The 18063-nt window shown below is 46.5% G+C and carries 13 protein-coding genes; 4 read left to right on the plus strand and 9 right to left on the minus strand.

The genetic code is table 11. From position 1 onward, the window contains the following. Positions 1 to 11 precede the first annotated feature (11 nt). Entirely contained in the window at positions 12 to 2177 is a 2166-nt protein-coding gene (locus R6242_RS08505) for an AAA family ATPase (RefSeq protein WP_318426017.1), read from the plus strand. A 269-nt stretch (positions 2178 to 2446) separates the two neighbouring features. On the opposite strand, the gene guaA is transcribed toward R6242_RS08505, so the two are convergent. Then, positions 2447 to 4024, minus strand: a complete 1578-nt coding sequence (gene guaA / locus R6242_RS08510; RefSeq protein WP_318426019.1) for a glutamine-hydrolyzing GMP synthase — start codon at positions 4022 to 4024, stop codon at positions 2447 to 2449. A 200-nt stretch (positions 4025 to 4224) separates the two neighbouring features. Between guaA and R6242_RS08515 the strand changes: the two genes are divergently transcribed. Beyond that, positions 4225 to 4653 (plus strand): GNAT family N-acetyltransferase, encoded by a 429-nt coding sequence (locus R6242_RS08515; protein ID WP_318426021.1) that lies wholly within the window; start codon positions 4225 to 4227, stop codon positions 4651 to 4653. Positions 4654 to 4932: 279 nt separating this feature from the next. On the opposite strand, the gene R6242_RS08520 is transcribed toward R6242_RS08515, so the two are convergent. The 7 genes from R6242_RS08520 to napF all read right to left on the minus strand — a co-directional run bounded on the left by R6242_RS08520 (position 4933) and on the right by napF (position 13028). Beyond that, positions 4933 to 6015 (minus strand): poly(3-hydroxybutyrate) depolymerase, encoded by a 1083-nt coding sequence (locus tag R6242_RS08520; RefSeq protein ID WP_318426022.1) that lies wholly within the window; start codon positions 6013 to 6015, stop codon positions 4933 to 4935. A gap of 276 nt (positions 6016 to 6291) precedes the next feature. Beyond that, the gene (locus R6242_RS08525; protein WP_318426023.1) at positions 6292 to 7518 is read right to left on the minus strand and encodes a hypothetical protein; all 1227 of its coding nucleotides are present in this window, start codon (positions 7516 to 7518) and stop codon (positions 6292 to 6294) included. 848 nt (positions 7519 to 8366) lie between these two features. Beyond that, complete coding sequence (locus tag R6242_RS08530) at positions 8367 to 9068, minus strand: NapC/NirT family cytochrome c (protein ID WP_318426025.1); 702 nt, start codon at positions 9066 to 9068, stop codon at positions 8367 to 8369. A 12-nt stretch (positions 9069 to 9080) separates the two neighbouring features. Next, positions 9081 to 9524, minus strand: a complete 444-nt coding sequence (locus R6242_RS08535) for a nitrate reductase cytochrome c-type subunit (RefSeq protein WP_318426027.1) — start codon at positions 9522 to 9524, stop codon at positions 9081 to 9083. Positions 9525 to 9697: 173 nt separating this feature from the next. Beyond that, entirely contained in the window at positions 9698 to 12238 is a 2541-nt protein-coding gene (gene napA / locus R6242_RS08540; RefSeq protein WP_318426029.1) for a nitrate reductase catalytic subunit NapA, read from the minus strand. Next, a complete protein-coding gene (locus R6242_RS08545) occupies positions 12235 to 12504 on the minus strand; it encodes a chaperone NapD (protein WP_318426031.1) in 270 nt (89 codons plus the stop codon). Before R6242_RS08545 ends, napA begins: the two co-directional genes overlap by 4 nt. After that, positions 12501 to 13028: a ferredoxin-type protein NapF gene (gene napF / locus R6242_RS08550; RefSeq protein WP_318426032.1), complete on the minus strand. Its 528-nt coding sequence runs from the start codon at positions 13026 to 13028 to the stop codon at positions 12501 to 12503. The genes R6242_RS08545 and napF overlap by 4 nt, the downstream gene beginning before the upstream one ends. Before the next feature lie 254 nt (positions 13029 to 13282). Here napF and R6242_RS08555 point away from each other — a divergent pair, with 254 nt between their 5' ends. Both R6242_RS08555 and narL read left to right on the plus strand, forming a co-directional pair. Continuing rightward, a complete protein-coding gene (locus R6242_RS08555) occupies positions 13283 to 15130 on the plus strand; it encodes a HAMP domain-containing protein (RefSeq protein ID WP_318426033.1) in 1848 nt (615 codons plus the stop codon). Beyond that, positions 15127 to 15780 (plus strand): two-component system response regulator NarL, encoded by a 654-nt coding sequence (gene narL / locus R6242_RS08560; RefSeq protein ID WP_318426035.1) that lies wholly within the window; start codon positions 15127 to 15129, stop codon positions 15778 to 15780. Before R6242_RS08555 ends, narL begins: the two co-directional genes overlap by 4 nt. A gap of 390 nt (positions 15781 to 16170) precedes the next feature. On the opposite strand, the gene R6242_RS08565 is transcribed toward narL, so the two are convergent. After that, positions 16171 to 17856, minus strand: coding sequence for an ABC1 kinase family protein (locus tag R6242_RS08565; protein WP_318426037.1), 1686 nt, complete (start codon positions 17854 to 17856; stop codon positions 16171 to 16173). Between the last annotated feature and the right edge of the window lie 207 nt (positions 17857 to 18063).

Here is an 18063-nt window from a genome sequence, read left to right on the forward strand (position 1 = left end):
GGAAGAGCACCATGATAACTGAAATACTTATCGATAAAGTTGCCAGCTATAAAAGCCCAGTAAAAATCAATCCAATCAATAAAACATCACTTTTATATGGATTAAATGGCGCAGGAAAAAGCACAATTTCTAATTATCTTTACGACAACGCAAATCCTTTGTATGAGCATTGCCGCGTTGCTAGAAGTGCTGATAGCAACTTGTTGGTTTACAATCAGTTATTTTTACGTGATTACTTTCATGAAGAAGATAGCTTAAAAGGGATTTTTACCTTATCTAAAGAGAATAAAGATATACTAATTAAAATAGAAGATAAATCACTAGAATTAAATAAATCAGAAAAAACCACAGAAGAGCAACTGCTAGAAATAAATAATTTAGAAGACAAGAAAAACACAGCAAAAACTGAAGCATTAAATAAAGTATGGGAAATCAAAACAAAATACACTGGTGGAGACCGTGTTTTTGAATATTGCCTTGAAGGTTTGAAAATAAAAGATAATTTATTTAATCATATAAAGTCGCTAACCTTACCAAATGAAGAGCCTGCAGATACTATAGATTCACTCAAACGAGAGCTTGCCTCTCTACAGGGAGATAAGGCGTATGAAATCAAAAAACTAGAAGAATTTACTTTCTCTGGGGAGACGATTGAAAAAAATGGCATATTCAAAAAGGTGATAGTTGGAAAGCAAGATGGAACTATTGCAGAGTTTATAAGCACACTAGGAAATTTAGACTGGGTAAGGAATGGCCTACAATACCTGCCAAATGAAATCGAGCAAAATGGGTCGCCCTGCCCATTTTGCCAAGCAAAAACCATAACGAAAAACCTATTTGAGTCAATAACCGACATATTTGATGAAGCATACGAGAAAGATATTTCTTCGTTGAATTTACAGGCTAGCAATTATTTCAATTCAGAACACGAAATAAAGCTAGATGCAATTTCTGACATTATTGTCGTTGACTCCTTGACCGCCGAAATATGGAAGTCATTACAATCCGAGTTAAACTCAATATATCAAAGAAATATTTTCACAATAAATGAGAAGATAAAAAGCCCAAGCTCACCCCTCGAGTTAAAATCAAGCGAAGAAACCATAAAAGCAACAAAAAAAATAATTAACGATACAAATTTAAAAATAGAAAAACACAACGAAAATTTAAAAAATAAAAAGCAAGTTCTATTAAAAATAAAGAAAAATTTTTGGCAACTAATGCGTTACAACTACGACCAAACATTAGCCAACTATCTAAAAACAGAAAATATTACCCAAGAAAAAATAAAAATCATCCAAACAGCGCACAAAGAAGCCACTCAAGCTGCAACAACAATAAAAGAAGAAATAGCAGAACTGAGAAAAAAAACAGTCAACATAGAAGAGGCTATCGCCAACATTAACAATGGCTTAAAAGAAATTGGAATTGATGGGTTTAGCGTCATCAAACACGACAATGACTTATACAGAATATCAAGATCAAACGAAACGGAAAATGCCTTCTTCACTCTAAGCGAAGGAGAAAAAACTGTAATTAGTTTTTTGTATTTCATTGAGTTATGCAAAGGTGAAGTCCATGCTTCGGCCACTCCAAAAAATAAAATCGTCGTGATAGATGACCCTATATCAAGCCTGTCTCACATCTATGTTTTCAATATTGGTCAACTAATAAAAAGAGAATTTATTAACTCAAAAAACTACGATCAAGTTTTAATTTTCACTCACAGCTTATATTTTTTCTATGAACTAACCCACACAAAAAAAGATAAAAGAGACGCCGAGCAAAACTTATATAGAATCAAAAAATCCGCATCAGGAAGTTCAATAGTTAAGATGAAATATGAAGAAATTCAAAATGACTATCAAACTTACTGGGCGACAATTAAAGACAAAGACACTCCTCCTGCATTAATAGCAAATTGCATGCGAAATATTGTTGAATATTTTTTCAATTTTGTTAACAAGAAAGACTTTAACAATGTATTCCAGAATCCGAAACTTCATTCCGACAAGTATCAAGCTTTCTATAGATACATGAATAGAGAGTCTCACTCAATTGGGCAAAATATCTTTGACATCAAGGAATTTGATTATGAAAATTTTAAGGAGGGGCTTAAATTAATATTCGAAGAGCTTGGATATTTAGAACATTATGAAACAATGATTAGACTCTAGGGTCAGACCTTACATCTGACATAAAGAAATCAATTCAATGCTTAAAATATATAAAGCCCTGTAAATACATGGCTTTTTTATCATTAAAACTGGAATCCGACGACAGTTAAACGCAAAGAGTCAACAAACCAAACCAAAACATTATTCATTGCTTTTACTTTCAGCAACCAACACACACTCCTAACCCTAAAAACAACAAAACCCCAGCCATTGGCTGAGGTTTTGCTTGTGTTTGTGACACTCAACAAACGCTAAAAGCTACGGCAACCTCACTCCCACTCAATCGTCGCAGGTGGCTTACCACTTACATCGTAAACCACGCGATTGATACCTTTCACTTCATTAATAATCCTATTGGACACTTTGCCGAGTAAGTCGTAAGGCAGTTCGGCCCATTTGGCGGTCATGAAGTCTGAGGTGACTACGGCGCGCAGGGCTACCACGTAGTCGTAGGTGCGGCCGTCGCCCATTACGCCAACGGATTTCACGGGTAGGAAGACGACGAAGGCTTGGCTGGTGAGTTCATACCAGTTTTTGCCGGTTTTTTCGTCTACCGTAGCACGTAGCTCTTCAATAAAGATGGCGTCGGCAAAGCGCAGTAGATCAGCGAATTCTTGTTTTACTTCGCCAAGGATACGCACGCCAAGGCCTGGGCCTGGGAATGGGTGGCGGTAGACTAGCTCTGGGGCTAGACCGAGCGCTACGCCTAGTTCGCGCACTTCGTCTTTGAATAGTTCGCGCAATGGCTCTAGCAAGCTCAGCTTCATGGTTTCTGGCAGGCCGCCTACATTGTGGTGGCTCTTGATGGTGTGCGCTTTGCCGGTTTTTGCGCCAGCCGATTCGATCACATCCGGGTAAATGGTGCCTTGGGCCAGCCATTTTGCGCTTGGCAATTTAGCGGATTCAGCTTGGAATACTTCTACGAATTCGCGGCCAATGATTTTGCGCTTGGCTTCTGGATCGGTTACACCGGCAAGGTGGCCCATAAACTGCGCGGCGGCATCAACGTGAATCACTTTTACGCCAAGGTGCTCGGCAAAGGTATCCATCACTTGCTTACCTTCGTTCAGGCGCAAGAGGCCGTTATCTACAAACACACAAGTCAGTTGATCGCCAATGGCGCGGTGGATCAGCGCTGCGGCTACGGATGAATCCACGCCGCCAGATAGGCCCAAGATTACTTCGTCTGTGCCGACTTGTTCGCGGATTTTTGCGACCGCTACGTCGATGTAGTTAGGCATGGTCCAGCTTGGCTTTGCGCCGCAAATATCCAGCACAAAGCGGTTAATCATGGCGCGGCCTTGCAGAGTGTGGGTCACTTCTGGGTGGAACTGTACGGCGTAGAAGCCACGCGCTTCGTCGCTGATCGCGGCGATTGGGCAAGCTTCATTGCTGGCAATCACCGAGAAGCCCGCTGGCAGCGCGGTGACTTTGTCACCGTGGCTCATCCAGACTTCTAATACGCTTTGGCCTTGGCTATTTTTGCGATCTTCTAGGCCGCTGAATAATTTGCTACTTTCTTGCTTGCCGATTTCGGCAAAGCCAAACTCACGTACCGTGCCCGCTTCTACCTTGCCGCCCAGCGCTTCAGCCATCCATTGCATGCCGTAGCAAATACCCAGTACCGGTACGCCCAGCTCAAACAATTTAGGGTCGGCTTGGTAATCGCTCTCGTAAACCGAATTTGGGCCGCCGGAAAGGATGATACCGGTCGGTTTAAATTCACGAATAAAATCGATAGATACATCAAAAGAGTGCAGCTCAGAATACACATGCGCTTCACGAACACGGCGGGCGATCAGCTGAGTGACCTGCGAGCCAAAGTCCAAAATGAGAATTTTATCCATTGTCTGACGTCTTTGATGTTTAAATAATCGCCGAATTTTACCTTGCTCAGCTCATTGCGGCTAGCAAGTATTCAGCAAACACCGGCTGTACGTATAGATTTAGCCAATCGCAGCACGATAGCTGATTTTCTTTCCCGCAAAGCAAGCGCAAAAAATACCAAAGGGATAAACTTGTAAGCACTACGCCAAGGAGTACCGCCATGCCCATCAGCGATTACCATATCAGCACCGATCAGCAACGCTTTGATCTGGATGCGATTCATGCTTTTCTCAGCCAATCTTATTGGTCTGCCGGTATTTCACGCGATACGGTTGCAAAAGCCACGCAAAACTCGCTGGCATTTGGCGTATTTCTTGGTGACAGCCAAATCGGCTTTGCACGGGTGATTACCGATAAAGCCAGCTTTGCCTATTTAGCCGATGTATATATTTTGGACGCACATCGCGGCCAAGGCTTAGCCAAGTATTTAATCGCCACCATTCAAGCCCACCCCGATTTGCAGATGATTCGGCGATTTATGTTAGCCACCAAAGACGCACATTCGCTTTACACTCAATTTGGTTTTACGGAGCTAGCCAATGCCTCGCGCTTTATGGAGATCCATAGCCCAAGCGTTTATCAGGCTTAGTTTTGGAGTGTAGGGGTCAAAGAACAGGTACGTGGGTTGCACACCCATCCTATCAACTTAAGCCAAACTTGTAGGCTGGGTGAAGCCCGCGATCGATGCTAAAAACGCGGGTTGTACCCGCCCTACGATGCTTCAACGCCTGCAATAGATAGATCTACGTTGATGGCTTAAGGCTTAACCATCAACAAGTTTCCCTTAAGTTGATAGAGGGCTTCAAACGCACTAAGAAAAACGCCGCCCTTTAATAATGAGCGGCGTTTTTTTACGCGGACCAAGCCATTAATTTTTTGCCTGCCCCAAGCGCTCTAGCATGGCTTTTACCGCCGACATTTGCGGGGCGGTCTTGCTATAAAAATTAGGTGCTAGAGGATTGCTTGGGTCTGAATAGCCCCAAAAATCCCAGCAGCCCTTTGGGTTTAGTGGGGTAAAAAACCAACCGCTACTCGCCTGTGCCTGAGGGTAAAGCACCATTATTTTATTTGCATCGGCCAGCTCGTTGTAGCCGGTGGTGCCATAAAACAGATTGCCGATTTTTGTAGCGCCCTGCTCGCAGCCGTGAAACGCCACGTGCACTTTGCAGCTTTCTGCCTCGCAAGCCTTAGGCACATAAAGATAGGCATCGCTACTCATGCTGGTATAGCTAGATTTAATAAATTCACTCTGATCAAACGCCACAATCTTGCCACTGAGCACTGCCACCGCAGGCTGCAGATCGCCATAAATGTGCTTCAAAATATCTTGTGATTGAATAAAATTGCAGCCATTAATATAGGGCGCTTGGGTGTCGGCACACACCACATCCTTAGTATTACTGGTGATGATGGCGTGGCCAGCATCTACATTCTGAATATATTTAATGCTTGCTGCGGGCACACCAGCCAGCTGATAAAACGCGGCAGCCTGATCCACCACGGCGGTGGCCACGGTTTTATCGGCTTGCCCGCTAAATAAATACACTTTTTGGGTTTTTAGATTTTCGAGCTTATCAATGGCTCCAGTACGCTCAAATGCCTTTGCCAATTGGATTAAAAGAGTGGGATTAGGTGGGCCATAGGCACTTAAAGAAGGATTCATGCAAGCGGTGGTTGCCACCAGCACTGATGGAGGCACGGGATAGGCCGAGCCAGAGCAATAAAACGGCCCACCCGCGACGACTCCCGCCCCAACCAAGGAAGCAGAAAAAGCCGTTTGAAACTGTGCCGCCATAAACGCCCCAGAAGATAAGCCGGATACCGATGTCTGGCTTAAATCTGCCTTATAAGCGGGCAACTTATCCGTACTGGCGGCAAAGCTGCTATACAGCCCCAAAAACACCGCCGCCACAGCAAAGCTACAATGTAGAGCACTAGACTTATCTTTCATGAAAAACCCCTTATTGATGGCTAAATTTATCAAATATCTGACACTAAACTTAGCAGCAAGAAAGGAAAAACGACACTCGTCTATTTGAATCTTTGATGAATTTTTAAATCGCAACACAAGCCCCTTTTCTTTTTTACAAAAAAAGAGTCAAAACAACTAAGGAAGCGCTGATTTAATCGTCATCCCTCAATTTTTTATCGGGAATCCTGCGTAAATACAGGATTCCCGTCTGTATAGAAATGACGAAGCAGAATAAATCAAAAACGCCCTCAGCGATTAAGCAGCCACAATGGATTTATCTAGCGCCGCAATTCGATTAAAAACCAAAAACATCAATAGCACAGCGGGCAAAGAGCATAATAACAAGGTATTAAACAAGCCGTATTGATTTGCCAAAAATCCTGCAGGCAGCGCCAATCCAGCCAAGAGCAAGGTGGTAATTTGGTATACCAGCACCGAAACAGGGCCAATTTCTTGCTCTGAAAAACGGCTAAGCATAGTGGTATACGCCACTGCATACAGCATATTGGAAGCAATATGTGCCAGCACCACAGCAATAAAAACCAAGGTAAAACTTGTTGAGTAAAAGGCTAATAAATACATCATAAAAAACATCAATCCCAAGCCAGATTTACCAAGGCTAGACCCAAATAAATAATCCACTATTTTTTGGTTTACTACTAAGGGGCCAATTAATTGCCCAAGACAGCGGGCAAATAGCAACATAAGCACCGGATGAATAAGCAGCCCCAGCCATTTTATTTCTGCAAACGCTAGCCCTTTTACCGGTAGCAAAGCCATTGCAGGTGCGGAAATAATAGTTAGCAAGGGCATGATTAATAGGGCGCACTTTTTATCCCCATTTAATGATGCGAAACGCAATGTGGCTTCCACGGCCTCTTCTATTTTATCCACCACTTGCTGTGGGCTAATTGAGCGTGAATAAATTAAACATGCCATTGCCAGCAGATAGGAAACCGCATCAATAAAAAAATACACGCCATGCTGTACTAAAGGATAAATAAGGCTGCCAATCCCTGTGCCAACAATTGCAACCGCAGAGAAAGATATCGTTTCAATGGTGGCGATTTGCAAATAGTCTTCTTCAGTAAAGCCACGTTTATTAATCATATTGTATGCCGCCACACCCACGCCAATAAATAGGCTAGATACAGCAACAGCAAGCATTAGCACGCGTGGACTAGCGGTGATAAGCGCATAAAATGGTAAGATTAAGGCAAATAAACCCGCCAGCTCTGCGGCAATTAGTATAGAGAATGGTTTAAAATATCGGCTCAAGTACTTACCCAACTCAGACGATAATAAAGCCGGTGCAACCGATACTGAAAACGTAATAGCAAAATCAAGGGGACTGGCATCCAACTTAGCTAAGTTGGCATAAATAGCTACCCCAGTTAAGCCCGTTCCAATCCCTGTAATAAGATAGCCCAAGCTAAACCACAGATACCAGCGTGATGATATTAATAATTTAAATACTGACATGATATAAACCTAATATGTAGGTGATGCACAGCCGTGTTCTAGTAACACAGACAATCGCTGTATTGAATAGGCGCAAAAATGCTGCATCACTTTTTTAAAGTGTCATCGTATCTGCATAAGTAAAAGCCACTAAATATTCACCCATATTAAAACAGGCAAGCAGAATTAATTCTGCACGCGAAAATAAGGGCTATTACGCAAAGCAAATAGATAAAAAATTGGGATAGAGCAAAGCGATAAGGCAGGCAAGCCGATTGGGCTAGCGGCCTAATGAGGAAAGCTAGAGGTGGGTTTCTACTTGAGCAAAAACAGCCAATACGGATATTGCTATTTGATAAGGATTTTCACGGAACATTGTTTATCTCCTTTGAGCGTGAGCCAGCAATTTATCAAATAGAAAGCATGGCGTCAATTTAATATAAAAACACAGCTGATTATGTCTCTTATTCAATAACACCGAGGTAAATCATCTTTTTAGAACAGCACACTGTTCTTGCATTTGTAGGGCGGGAAAAACCAATCCTATCAACTTAAGGGCAATGTTTTAATTATTAAACAGACTTCAACTTGGACTGCACTATCGCAAGCATTTAAAACATCGCAGGGTGGGCGCGTTTTTTGCCCACGCCGCGTATCCGCGTGGGCAAGATAAACCGCCTTGCCCACCCTACATGTTGGTTAAATCTTAAGTTGATAGGATTGGGGTGAAACTCGCGAGTAACGTTGAAAAAACGCGGGTTTCACCCGCCCTACGAATGCTCCATTGCTTACTGATTGTTCAATAAGTACGGGGCGTCATTCCTGCTCAGGCGGGTATCCAGCAGCACGGCTGCGTTGGCTTCTTAGCCTTATTGCGTCCCTGCAATTTCTTCTTCGCTGGCGCTCTCCGCCTTTGGCGTGGCAGCCTTAGGCGGTACTGGGTGCATTACATCGGGGCTAACGCCCTTGCCATCTGGGCCTACATTCTGGTTTACGGCTGGCAAGTGATGGGCAATGCCTTTGTGGCAATCAATACAGGTCATGCCTTCAGACAAGCCTTTTTGGTGCGCATTGGCCGAGCGGGTGTTTTGCTCCATATAGTCAAAATATTCGTAGTTATGGCAGTTACGACAGGCTTTGGAATCGTTAGCCTTCATCCTTGCCCATTCGTGTTGCGCCAACTCAATCCGCTTATCTAGGAATTTCTCACGCGTATCGATAAAGCCGGTGAGCTTACCCCAGACTTCTTTAGAGGCCTCAAGCTTACGCCACATCTTTGGGCCCCATTCATGCGGCACATGGCAATCTGGGCAGGTGGCACGCACACCAGAGCGATTAGTGTAGTGAACGGTTTCTTGGTATTCCGGATACACATTGCTCGCCATTTCATGACAGCTTAAACAGAATTTCTCGGTATTGGTCATCTCTAGGGCGGTATTAAAGCCGCCCCAAAAGATAATCCCCACCAAGAACGCCACAATCACCCCGATATAGCCAATACGTAAGCTGCGTAGTTTTGCCAGCAAGGTACAGATGCGTGCCTTGAGTGAGGGCTTGCTTTCATCGCTCATATTTCATTCCTTTTACTTAACCAAGCCATCCGCAGGCTTAAAGGTATTGCCAACCAAAGGTTTGGCATCCGTTTGCGGCACGTGGCATTGCTGGCAGAAATAACGACGTGGCGAGATATTAGTCAGCTCAGTGCCGCCTCGGGTTTTAAAGTGGGTAATCGATACCTTGGTCGCACCGGTGTCCGCCGTGCGATCCCAGCTATGGCAATCGAGGCATTTATTAAACTCTTTGGTAATCAGATAGCCCTTGGTGGTGTGCGGGATGAGCGGGGGCTGCTGCACAAATTGCCGAGGCAGTGGTTTGCGATCTTTTTCCCAGCGATAGTTTTCAGAAGGTGCATCGCCTTTTACGGCCTCAGTGCCGCGCAGGGATTTCATGGTTTCTGCCTGCACCACGGGGGCGCAGACCATACAGAAGCTCAGAAACAGCGCCAGCATTGGCATTAATTTTTTCATTTTTTTCTCCTTCTTGATTGTGGGTTGGGTATCGATCGCCACATCTCATTGAATCATCGTGTTATAGCGAAGCCCATCCTCTCGACAGGGGTGGGTATCAACATCCCCTCTCCCCTTGCCCTCTCCCGTAAAGGGAGAGGGGGATAAGTAGCGCCTGCGGCGCAATCTTACTTTTAGGCCTTAACCACTTTCACCGCACATTTCTTGTAGTCGGTTTGCTTAGAAATCGGGCAAGTTGCATCCAGCGTTAGCTTATTCACCAAGCGGCCTTCATCAAAGAAGGGGATAAAGATCAGCCCCATCGGCGGCTTATTGCGGCCACGTGTTTCTAGGCGGGCTTTGATATCGCCACGGCGGGACGATACCTTCACCAACATCCCGCGCTGTAAGCCACGTTTTTTAGCGTCGTTTGGGTTCATAAACACCATCGCTTCTGGCACGGCTTTATGCAGCTCAGGCACGCGGCGGGTCATGGTGCCGGTATGCCAGTGCTCTAACACGCGGCCCGTGCAGAGCCACATATCAAAGTTGGCATCGGGCATTTCTGGCGGGGCTTGATATGGCAGAGCAATAATATTGGCACGGCCATCTTTATTACCGTAAAAGCGCACGCCCTCGCCTTTTTTCACATACGTGTCGTAACCTTCGCGATAGCGCCACTTGGTTTCTTTGCCATTCACCACGGGCCAGCGTAAACCACGGGCTTGGTGATACATATCAAACGGCGCTAAATCATGGCCATGGCCGCGACCAAACTGGGCGTACTCTTCAAACAAGCCTTTTTGGATATAAAAACCAGCCAGTTTAGCTTCTACGTTTTCAAAGCCTTTGTATTGATCGGCGGCTTTAAATTTATCGACATTGCCATTCACATACAGCACGTCGTACAGCGTTTTGCCTTTGACCGCGGGCTGCTTGGCAATCAAATCAGCAGGCCACACGTCTTCCACCTTAAAGCGCTTAGCAAATTGCATCAGCTGCCATAAATCAGATTTTGCTTCACCCGGTGCATTCACCTGCTGACGCCATAGCTGGGTACGGCGCTCGGCATTACCAAAACCGCCCTCTTTCTCTACCCACATCGCGGTGGGCAGCACTAAATCTGCCGCCAGTGTAGAGGCGGTTGGGTATGGATCAGACACCACAATAAAGGTGTCTGGCCTGCGCCAGCCGGGGTAAAGCTCTTCATTAATATTGGGGCCAGCTTGCATATTGTTATTACACATCTGCCAATAGACTTTAATCTTGCCATCTTTAATGGCACGGGCCATTGCCACGGCGTGCAAGCCAATTTTGCTAGGGATAGTGCCCTCAGGAATACGCCATATTTCTTCGGCGTGTTTACGGTGCTCTGGATTAGTGACCACCATATCGGCAGGCAGGCGGTGAGCAAAGGTGCCCACTTCACGCGCCGTACCACAGGCCGAAGGCTGGCCAGTCAGTGAAAACGGGCTATTACCCGGCTCGGCAATTTTGCCGGTCAGCAAGTGGATGTTGTAAATCATATTGTTCGCCCATGTGCCACGGGTGTGCTGATTAAAGCCCATGGTCCAGAACGAGGTGACTTTGATTTTAGGGTCGGCGTAGAGCTCAGCCAACGCAATCAGCCGGTCCTCAGGAATACCGCAAAGCTTGCTGACTTTATCTACCGTGTAATCGGATACAAACTTTGAAAACTGCTCAAACGAGCCGTCTTTCATATCATTTGGATTATTTTTTGGCTTGCCCGAAGCATCAGGGTAGCCATTCGATTTAGCATTCACTTCTAGCGGATTATTTGGGCGCAAGCCATAACCGATATCGGTCTCACCAATTTTAAAATTACAGTGATCTTTTACAAACTTCTGATTAACTCGGCCGGTTTTGATGATGTGATGGCAGATGAAATTCATCATCGCCAAATCAGTTTGTGGGGTAAATACCAAGCCATAGCCGATATCGGCCAGCTCAAAAGAGCGATGCTCATAAGTCGAGAGCACAGCGACTTTTACTTTAGGATTAGATAAACGTCGATCAGTAATCCGGCTCCATAAAATCGGGTGCATCTCGGCCATATTAGAGCCCCAAAGCACAAAGGCATCGGCGGCTTCGATATCGTCGTAGCAGCCCATCGGCTCGTCCATACCAAAGGTACGCATAAAACCGGTGACCGCGCTGGCCATACAGTGGCGGGCATTTGGGTCTAGATTATTAGATCTGAAACCTGCCTTCATCAGTTTAACGGCGGCATAGCCTTCATAAATCGTCCACTGGCCCGAGCCAAACATGGCAATAGATTCTGGGCCGCTGGTTTTAAGCGCTTCTTTCCACTTTTTTTCCATAATGGCAAACGCCTCATCCCAACTAATCGGGGTGAATTCGCCATCTTTATCGTACTGGCCATTTTTCTTGCGTAGCAAAGGCTGGGTTAAACGATCTTCGCCGTACATAATTTTGGAAAGGAAATACCCTTTCACACAGTTCAAGCCACGATTCACTTCACCATCAGGATCACCCTGAGTGGCCACCACACGGCCATTTTGCGTGCCCACTAAGACGGCACAGCCAGTCCCACAGAATCGACAGGGTGCTTTATCCCAGCGGATGCTGTTTTTGCCATCGCCAGCCATTGCGGGCATCGTTTTAGGCGCAGCGCCTGCAAGTGGAATACCCGCACTCGCCACCGCCGCGGCCACGGCGGATATTTTAATAAACTCACGGCGGTCCAAGCTCATGATAAGTGCTCCTTAGATTTTGTAGGGGATTGGGGCATTTCTTCATCACAGTATTCATAAGCCAGCGTGGCCGATGCGATATAGGGAATCTCTTGAATTTGCTTAAGTAAATCTGAGGAGCGCACGTCTACCACGTCTTCTATCGTGATAATCATTCGCCCTTCGTGCTCCAGATGTAATTCCACGCCCTGCACCGATAACACCGCCGTCTTAACTTCTTCTAAACGGCCGGGAACGGCCCGAATCACCAGGCTAAAGATATTCATGCGATCAACTCCAACAAACGAATGCTATTACTTGGGCAAGGAGCAACACATGCGCCACAACCGGTGCATTGCTCCGTATTAATAATGGGCTGCGCCACTTTGCCAACGGCCAACTGAAAACGAATTGCCTGCTGATCACAGGCCTCGCCGCAGATCCGGCAATCCACCCCCCGCTCGGCCAAACAGCTGGCATCAATTTGCGCGTGAATTTGCCAAGGGGGATCAATCTGCGCATCTAACGCTTTGCTTTGGCATGCGCTCACGCAATCCCCACAGAAGGTGCATTCACCATCGGTAAAATCGACTTTAGGAAACCCTCCGTCTCCCACCTTGATAATTTGGCTTGGGCAAGCACTAGCGCAATCACCGCAACGGGTGCATAAGCTAAGAAATGCAGGGCTCGCCCATGGTGGGCGAGGCGCCATCGGCGTTTGCGGGCGACGGCCAAAAAGTAAGTTGCGACGCGAAGGATCCACTGCAATCGTCAATTCAAATAGTAAGGATTTAAGGTTAGGTGGGCGCACGCTTAGATACAATGCCTCTTTAGAGGGAGTTGGCCCCCAGCGGTGCAAACCCTCTACCCCAGAGGAGGTAGCCTCAGGTTTGCGCAAAGCCAACAGGCATGGTGTACTCAGCGGCTTGTCATCTGCGCAAGCCATCTACACATGGGTAAAACCGATGCAGCCCATAAAATGTATTCGATACGCAGCTTATGATTAAGGCAAAAAGGCAAAGGCCAGAGCAACGTGATTGAAACCATGGAAATTTAGAGGTAGACATGCGTATTAAGGATTATTTCCGCCAAACCTCTATTTTGCGGTTTATCACCCACGCCCTATTGCTGATGGTCTTACCGGCTTTTGTGGCTTTTTTTATGAGCTGGAGCAGTGTGATTCGCTCCAGCGGTGAAGGGGCGGTGATTAATTTGGCGGGCTCTTTGCGCAAGCAAACCTATTTAATTGTTGCCACCCACTTATCTCCCCCCGCTCCTGTTCCGGGAAGCCGGCCTTATTTGCAGCAAGTCATTGATGATTTTGAACAGCGCCTTTATCACCCCATCCTGCTTAGCAATTTGCCAAGCGAACAAGCTGACCCCGTGCGCGTTGCTTACAATAAAATGGAGATGAGCTGGCGCACCGAGATCAAGCATGACTTATCCCAGCTCAATACCACCTACGATGGCCAGCTACTCCCTAAAGCAATGCAATTTGTGACTTTAATCGACCATTATGTCGCTGCCATTGAAGACAAACACGAAGCACGCCTGCTGTGGCTAGGGCGCATTCAATGGATATCTTTGGGCGTGATGATCTGTGTGTTATTGCTTACCTTAAAATGGCTAAGCCGCAGTGTGACCCGCCCCTTAATCGCCATGGCACAAGCCGCTACCCAGATTAGGCAAGGTGATTTAAACATCCGCGCTCCTGAAGAAGGCGCTGGCGAGATTACCCAGCTTGGGCAAGCGATCAATCATATGGTGAGCGAGCTAGCCGAAGGCATCGCTGAATTAGAATCTCGCGTCACTAAAAAAACCAAGGCGCTATCGCAAAACCAGCGCAGCTTAGAGTTTTTGTACCGGATGAAGCAAATCCTCTCCGATCAAGAGCCGGATCAAGCCACTTTTGATCAAGTACTGAATGATTTAGGCAGCGTTATTGAGCTAGAGCACGCCGCCATCTGCATCACAGAAACCGAGCAAGCACCGCTGGCTTTTCGCTTTGCCATCATGCCCAATAAAGATATTGAACATTGCAATCAAAATAGCTGCCAAGACTGTACTGAGGCAGTCAATCAGCCGCCGCAAACCATCAATCGCCCCGTATTTCAGCTCAGCGATGGCAGAAAAAACTACGGCATTATGCCCATTCAGCTCAAGCCAGAGCAGGTGCTGGCAGATTGGCAACTGCAGTTATTAGAAGCCGTGGCGCGGCAAATTGGTACGGCACTGGCCAATGCCAAACGTAAGCAAGAATCGCATCGTTTGGCTCTGCACGAGGAGCGCTCCGTCATTGCGCGGGAATTACACGATTCGCTCGCGCAATCTTTATCCTATTTAAAGATTCAAGTGGTGCGCTTACAAAAGCAGTTTCCTGAAGCAGAACGCAGCCCTACCGCCCAAGCCGCACTCAGCGAGCTGCGTGAAGGGCTGAATGGTGCATATCGCCAGCTACGCGAACTACTGAATACTTTTCGCTTACAAATGCACGAGCGCGGGCTTGCTGCTGCACTAGAACAAACCGCGCAAGAATTTACTGAGCGCATAGGCCACCCTATTCTCTTAAAAAACCACCTTATGGGGGTGGAACTCAGCGCACATGAAGAAATTCATATTCTACAAATTATCCGCGAAGCCCTCGCCAATATTGAACATCACGCGGCAGCCCAGCACGCGTGGATTGGCTTAACTTGGGAAGAACACCGTATTTTGGTCACCATTGAGGATGACGGCTGCGGCATTAGCCAGCACCCCGATAAAAAACAACATTATGGGCTGAGCATCATGCGCGACCGCGCGCACAGTTTAAACGGCCAGTTCAACCTACAACGCCGAGAACCAAGCGGCACTTTGGTTTCGCTGCGCTTTACCCCAGTCACCCCCTTTGCACCGCAAGGAGCCACCTCATGAGCAATGGATACACCGTTGTTGTTATTGATGACCACCCCCTATTTAGAAAAGGCGTACTGCAGCTTTTAGCCCTTGATGAGCGCTTTATTTTGGTGGGCGAGGCGGCCAGCGGCGCGGAAGGGCTGGTCATTGTGCAAGCTCAAAACCCAGATTTAGTGATTCTTGATTTAAATATGAAAGAGATGGATGGCATTAGCACGCTACGCGCCATTAAAGAATTAGACCTTGATTCACGCGTGGTCATGCTCACCGTATCCGATCAATCCTCGGATTTAGTCGCCGCCGTGCGGGCGGGGGCCGATGGCTATTTACTGAAAGATATGGAGCCAGAAGAGATTATCAGCAGCCTAGCCGAGGCACTCGATGGGCAAATGGCCATACCCGAGCGCCTTGGCCGAGTGCTAGCGCTGGCCTTGCGGGATGACGACGCCAGCCAGCGTAACGCCATGATGGATTCATTAACCGAGCGCGAGCGCGAAATCTTAGCCTGCCTTGCCAATGGTCTATCCAACAAACTAGTGGGCCGCGAGCTGGGTATCGCCGAAGGCACGGTTAAAGTGCACGTTAAAAGCTTACTGCGAAAACTCAGCTTCCGCTCCCGCCTAGAAGCCGCCATTTGGGCCGTGGAGCAAGGGATAAAATTGCGTTAAAGGAGTTGTTGGGCGGGCAAAGGCGGTTTATTTTACCCACGCGGATATACCGCGTGGGCTATTTACCCCCCATCCTATCAACTTAAGCAATATGCCATTCGTAGGGCGGGTGAAACCCGCGAGTGATGTTGAATAAATACGCGGGTTTCACCCGCCCTACGATGCTTCAATGCGTGCAATAGATAGATCTACGTTGATCGCTTAAGATTTAACCAACATGTAGGGTGGGCAAGGCGGTTTATCTTGCCCACGCGGATACGCGGCGTGGGCAAAAAACTCCCCCTACGATGTTCTAAATACTTGCAATAATGCAATCCAAGTTGAAGCCTGTATAACAATACAAACATTCCCCTTAAGTTGATAGGATTGTATTTACCCCTCCCTAAAATATCAGCGCTCTTCTTTGCCAGAAATCCAAATAGAAATCACCAACCAAATGGTATTGAGCACCGCTAATACAAAGCCTAAAAAACCCAACAAGGGCAAACCAAATAGCATAGGCCCAGCTTTTACTGTCATCACAATCGATGAACCAATAATTAAAGAGCCGGTCACAATCCCCATCGTCAACCGATTAGCGCTGCGGGTAATTTGCAAGCCAAAATGATCTAGCCGCTTTAAATCTAAATCAATACGCATATTGCCACGGCGGGCTTGTTTAATCAGCTTGCCAATATCTCTGGGTAAGCCGCCCAGTAATTGCACCGCTTCATACAGGCCTTCTTTACCTTTTTTAAGCATGGCCTTGGGATGAAAGCGCTCCAAGATCACTTCTTTAACAAAAGGCGTGAGATGCCCCACCATTTGGAAATCTGGATCAAGCTGCCGCCCTAATCCCTCTAAGGTAATCAGCGCTTTAAATAACAGCGTTAAATCTGATGGCAGGGTAATTTGATGTTCGCGCATCATTTGCACCACATCATTAAGCAAATTACCAAAACGAATATCTTTTAAAGCCAGGTTTTCATAATCAAACATAAACCCTGCAATATCGGCGGCGAGCTTTTCCTCATCCACCACCGTATCACCGGTCCATTCTAATAGCACATTTAAAATGCCATGCTCATCGCGCTGCGCAAGGGCGGCTAATAAATCGACAATTTGATCGCGCCGTGGATGCGGTAAACGCCCCACCATACCAAAATCTAAAAAGGCAATTTGATTGCCCGGCAAATACTTCACATTGCCAGGATGCGGGTCGGCATGAAAATAGCCATCAATCAATACCATTTTTAATACCGCATCCGCGCCCCTAGACGCTAAAACACAGCGATCCAAACCCGCAGCATCTACCCCTAATAAATCATTGCCTGCCACTCCCCCAATATAGCTTTGAACATTAAGGCTTTCTGAAGTCCATTCCCAATAGGTTTTTGGAATAACAATATCTTTATGGCCGATAAAATTTTGCACAAAGCGCTCTGAATTTCTAGCCTCTGCAGATAAATTTAATTCACGGCGTAAAGATTTAGCGAATTCTTCGGCGATTTTAACCGGCTGATAGCGGCGCGATTCGGCGAATTCAAATTCCATCAAAGAAGCGATATGCCGCAAGATACGTAAATCGGCCTCTATTTTAGGAATCACCCCAGGGCGGCGAATTTTTAACACTACCTCTGTGCCATCTAATAATTTGGCACGGTGCACTTGGGCAATCGAAGCGGCCCCAACCGGCTCTGAGTCTAGATCAAGAAAAATATGGGCAGGATCCGTACCCAGCAAGGCGGTTAATTCTGGCAGGATTAAATCAAAAGGCACTGGTGGCACATTGCTTTGCAATCTTTCGAATTCAGTAATCCACTCCGGTGGAAACATATCCACCCGTGTGGCCAATACTTGCCCCAGTTTTACAAATGCAGGGCCTAATTCTTCTAAGGCACGGCGCACCCGCACAGGGGAATCGAGCAGCTCGGCTTCATAATTACCAGGCAAATGCAAGAGATCGCTGGCGCGCTCAATGCCACGGGCCAAGCCCAATCTTTGCACCAAATTACCCAAACCATGGCGAACCAGCACCGCCACAATTTCACGAACCCGTGGCAAATCACGCATCACGGTAAAGGTTTCCTTCAGCATTCTTAAGCCCAGAAGTAAGAGTCATGCTATTTCAACATAAATCAGCCATGCCGTGCATTTAACTCCATGATCAAAGAAAAATCTTTTAAATCATCGGCCAATTGAATTAAGCACGTCCTTCATTACTTTTAGTCTGTCAGATTGCCAATCAGCAGCGCCGTATTCCAATTTTCCTAGCGGGGTGAACATGCTAATATTGGCGGCTGT

It is taken from the genome of Iodobacter sp. CM08 (assembly GCF_033446605.1).
In the GTDB taxonomy this organism is placed as follows: Bacteria; Pseudomonadota; Gammaproteobacteria; order Burkholderiales; family Chitinibacteraceae; genus Iodobacter.

Coding starts and splice junctions, on each gene's coding strand:
- R6242_RS08520 (WP_318426022.1), bottom strand. CDS start 6,015: ATGAAAGATAAGTCTAGTGCTCTACATTGTAGCTTTGCTGTGGCGGCG.
- R6242_RS08565 (WP_318426037.1), bottom strand. CDS start 17,856: ATGCTGAAGGAAACCTTTACCGTGATGCGTGATTTGCCACGGGTTCGT.
- napA (WP_318426029.1), bottom strand. CDS start 12,238: ATGAGCTTGGACCGCCGTGAGTTTATTAAAATATCCGCCGTGGCCGCG.
- R6242_RS08535 (WP_318426027.1), bottom strand. CDS start 9,524: ATGAAAAAATTAATGCCAATGCTGGCGCTGTTTCTGAGCTTCTGTATG.
- narL (WP_318426035.1), top strand. CDS start 15,127: ATGAGCAATGGATACACCGTTGTTGTTATTGATGACCACCCCCTATTT.
- guaA (WP_318426019.1), bottom strand. CDS start 4,024: ATGGATAAAATTCTCATTTTGGACTTTGGCTCGCAGGTCACTCAGCTG.
- R6242_RS08530 (WP_318426025.1), bottom strand. CDS start 9,068: ATGAGCGATGAAAGCAAGCCCTCACTCAAGGCACGCATCTGTACCTTG.
- R6242_RS08515 (WP_318426021.1), top strand. CDS start 4,225: ATGCCCATCAGCGATTACCATATCAGCACCGATCAGCAACGCTTTGAT.
- R6242_RS08545 (WP_318426031.1), bottom strand. CDS start 12,504: ATGAATATCTTTAGCCTGGTGATTCGGGCCGTTCCCGGCCGTTTAGAA.
- R6242_RS08555 (WP_318426033.1), top strand. CDS start 13,283: ATGCGTATTAAGGATTATTTCCGCCAAACCTCTATTTTGCGGTTTATC.
- R6242_RS08525 (WP_318426023.1), bottom strand. CDS start 7,518: ATGTCAGTATTTAAATTATTAATATCATCACGCTGGTATCTGTGGTTT.
- R6242_RS08505 (WP_318426017.1), top strand. CDS start 12: ATGATAACTGAAATACTTATCGATAAAGTTGCCAGCTATAAAAGCCCA.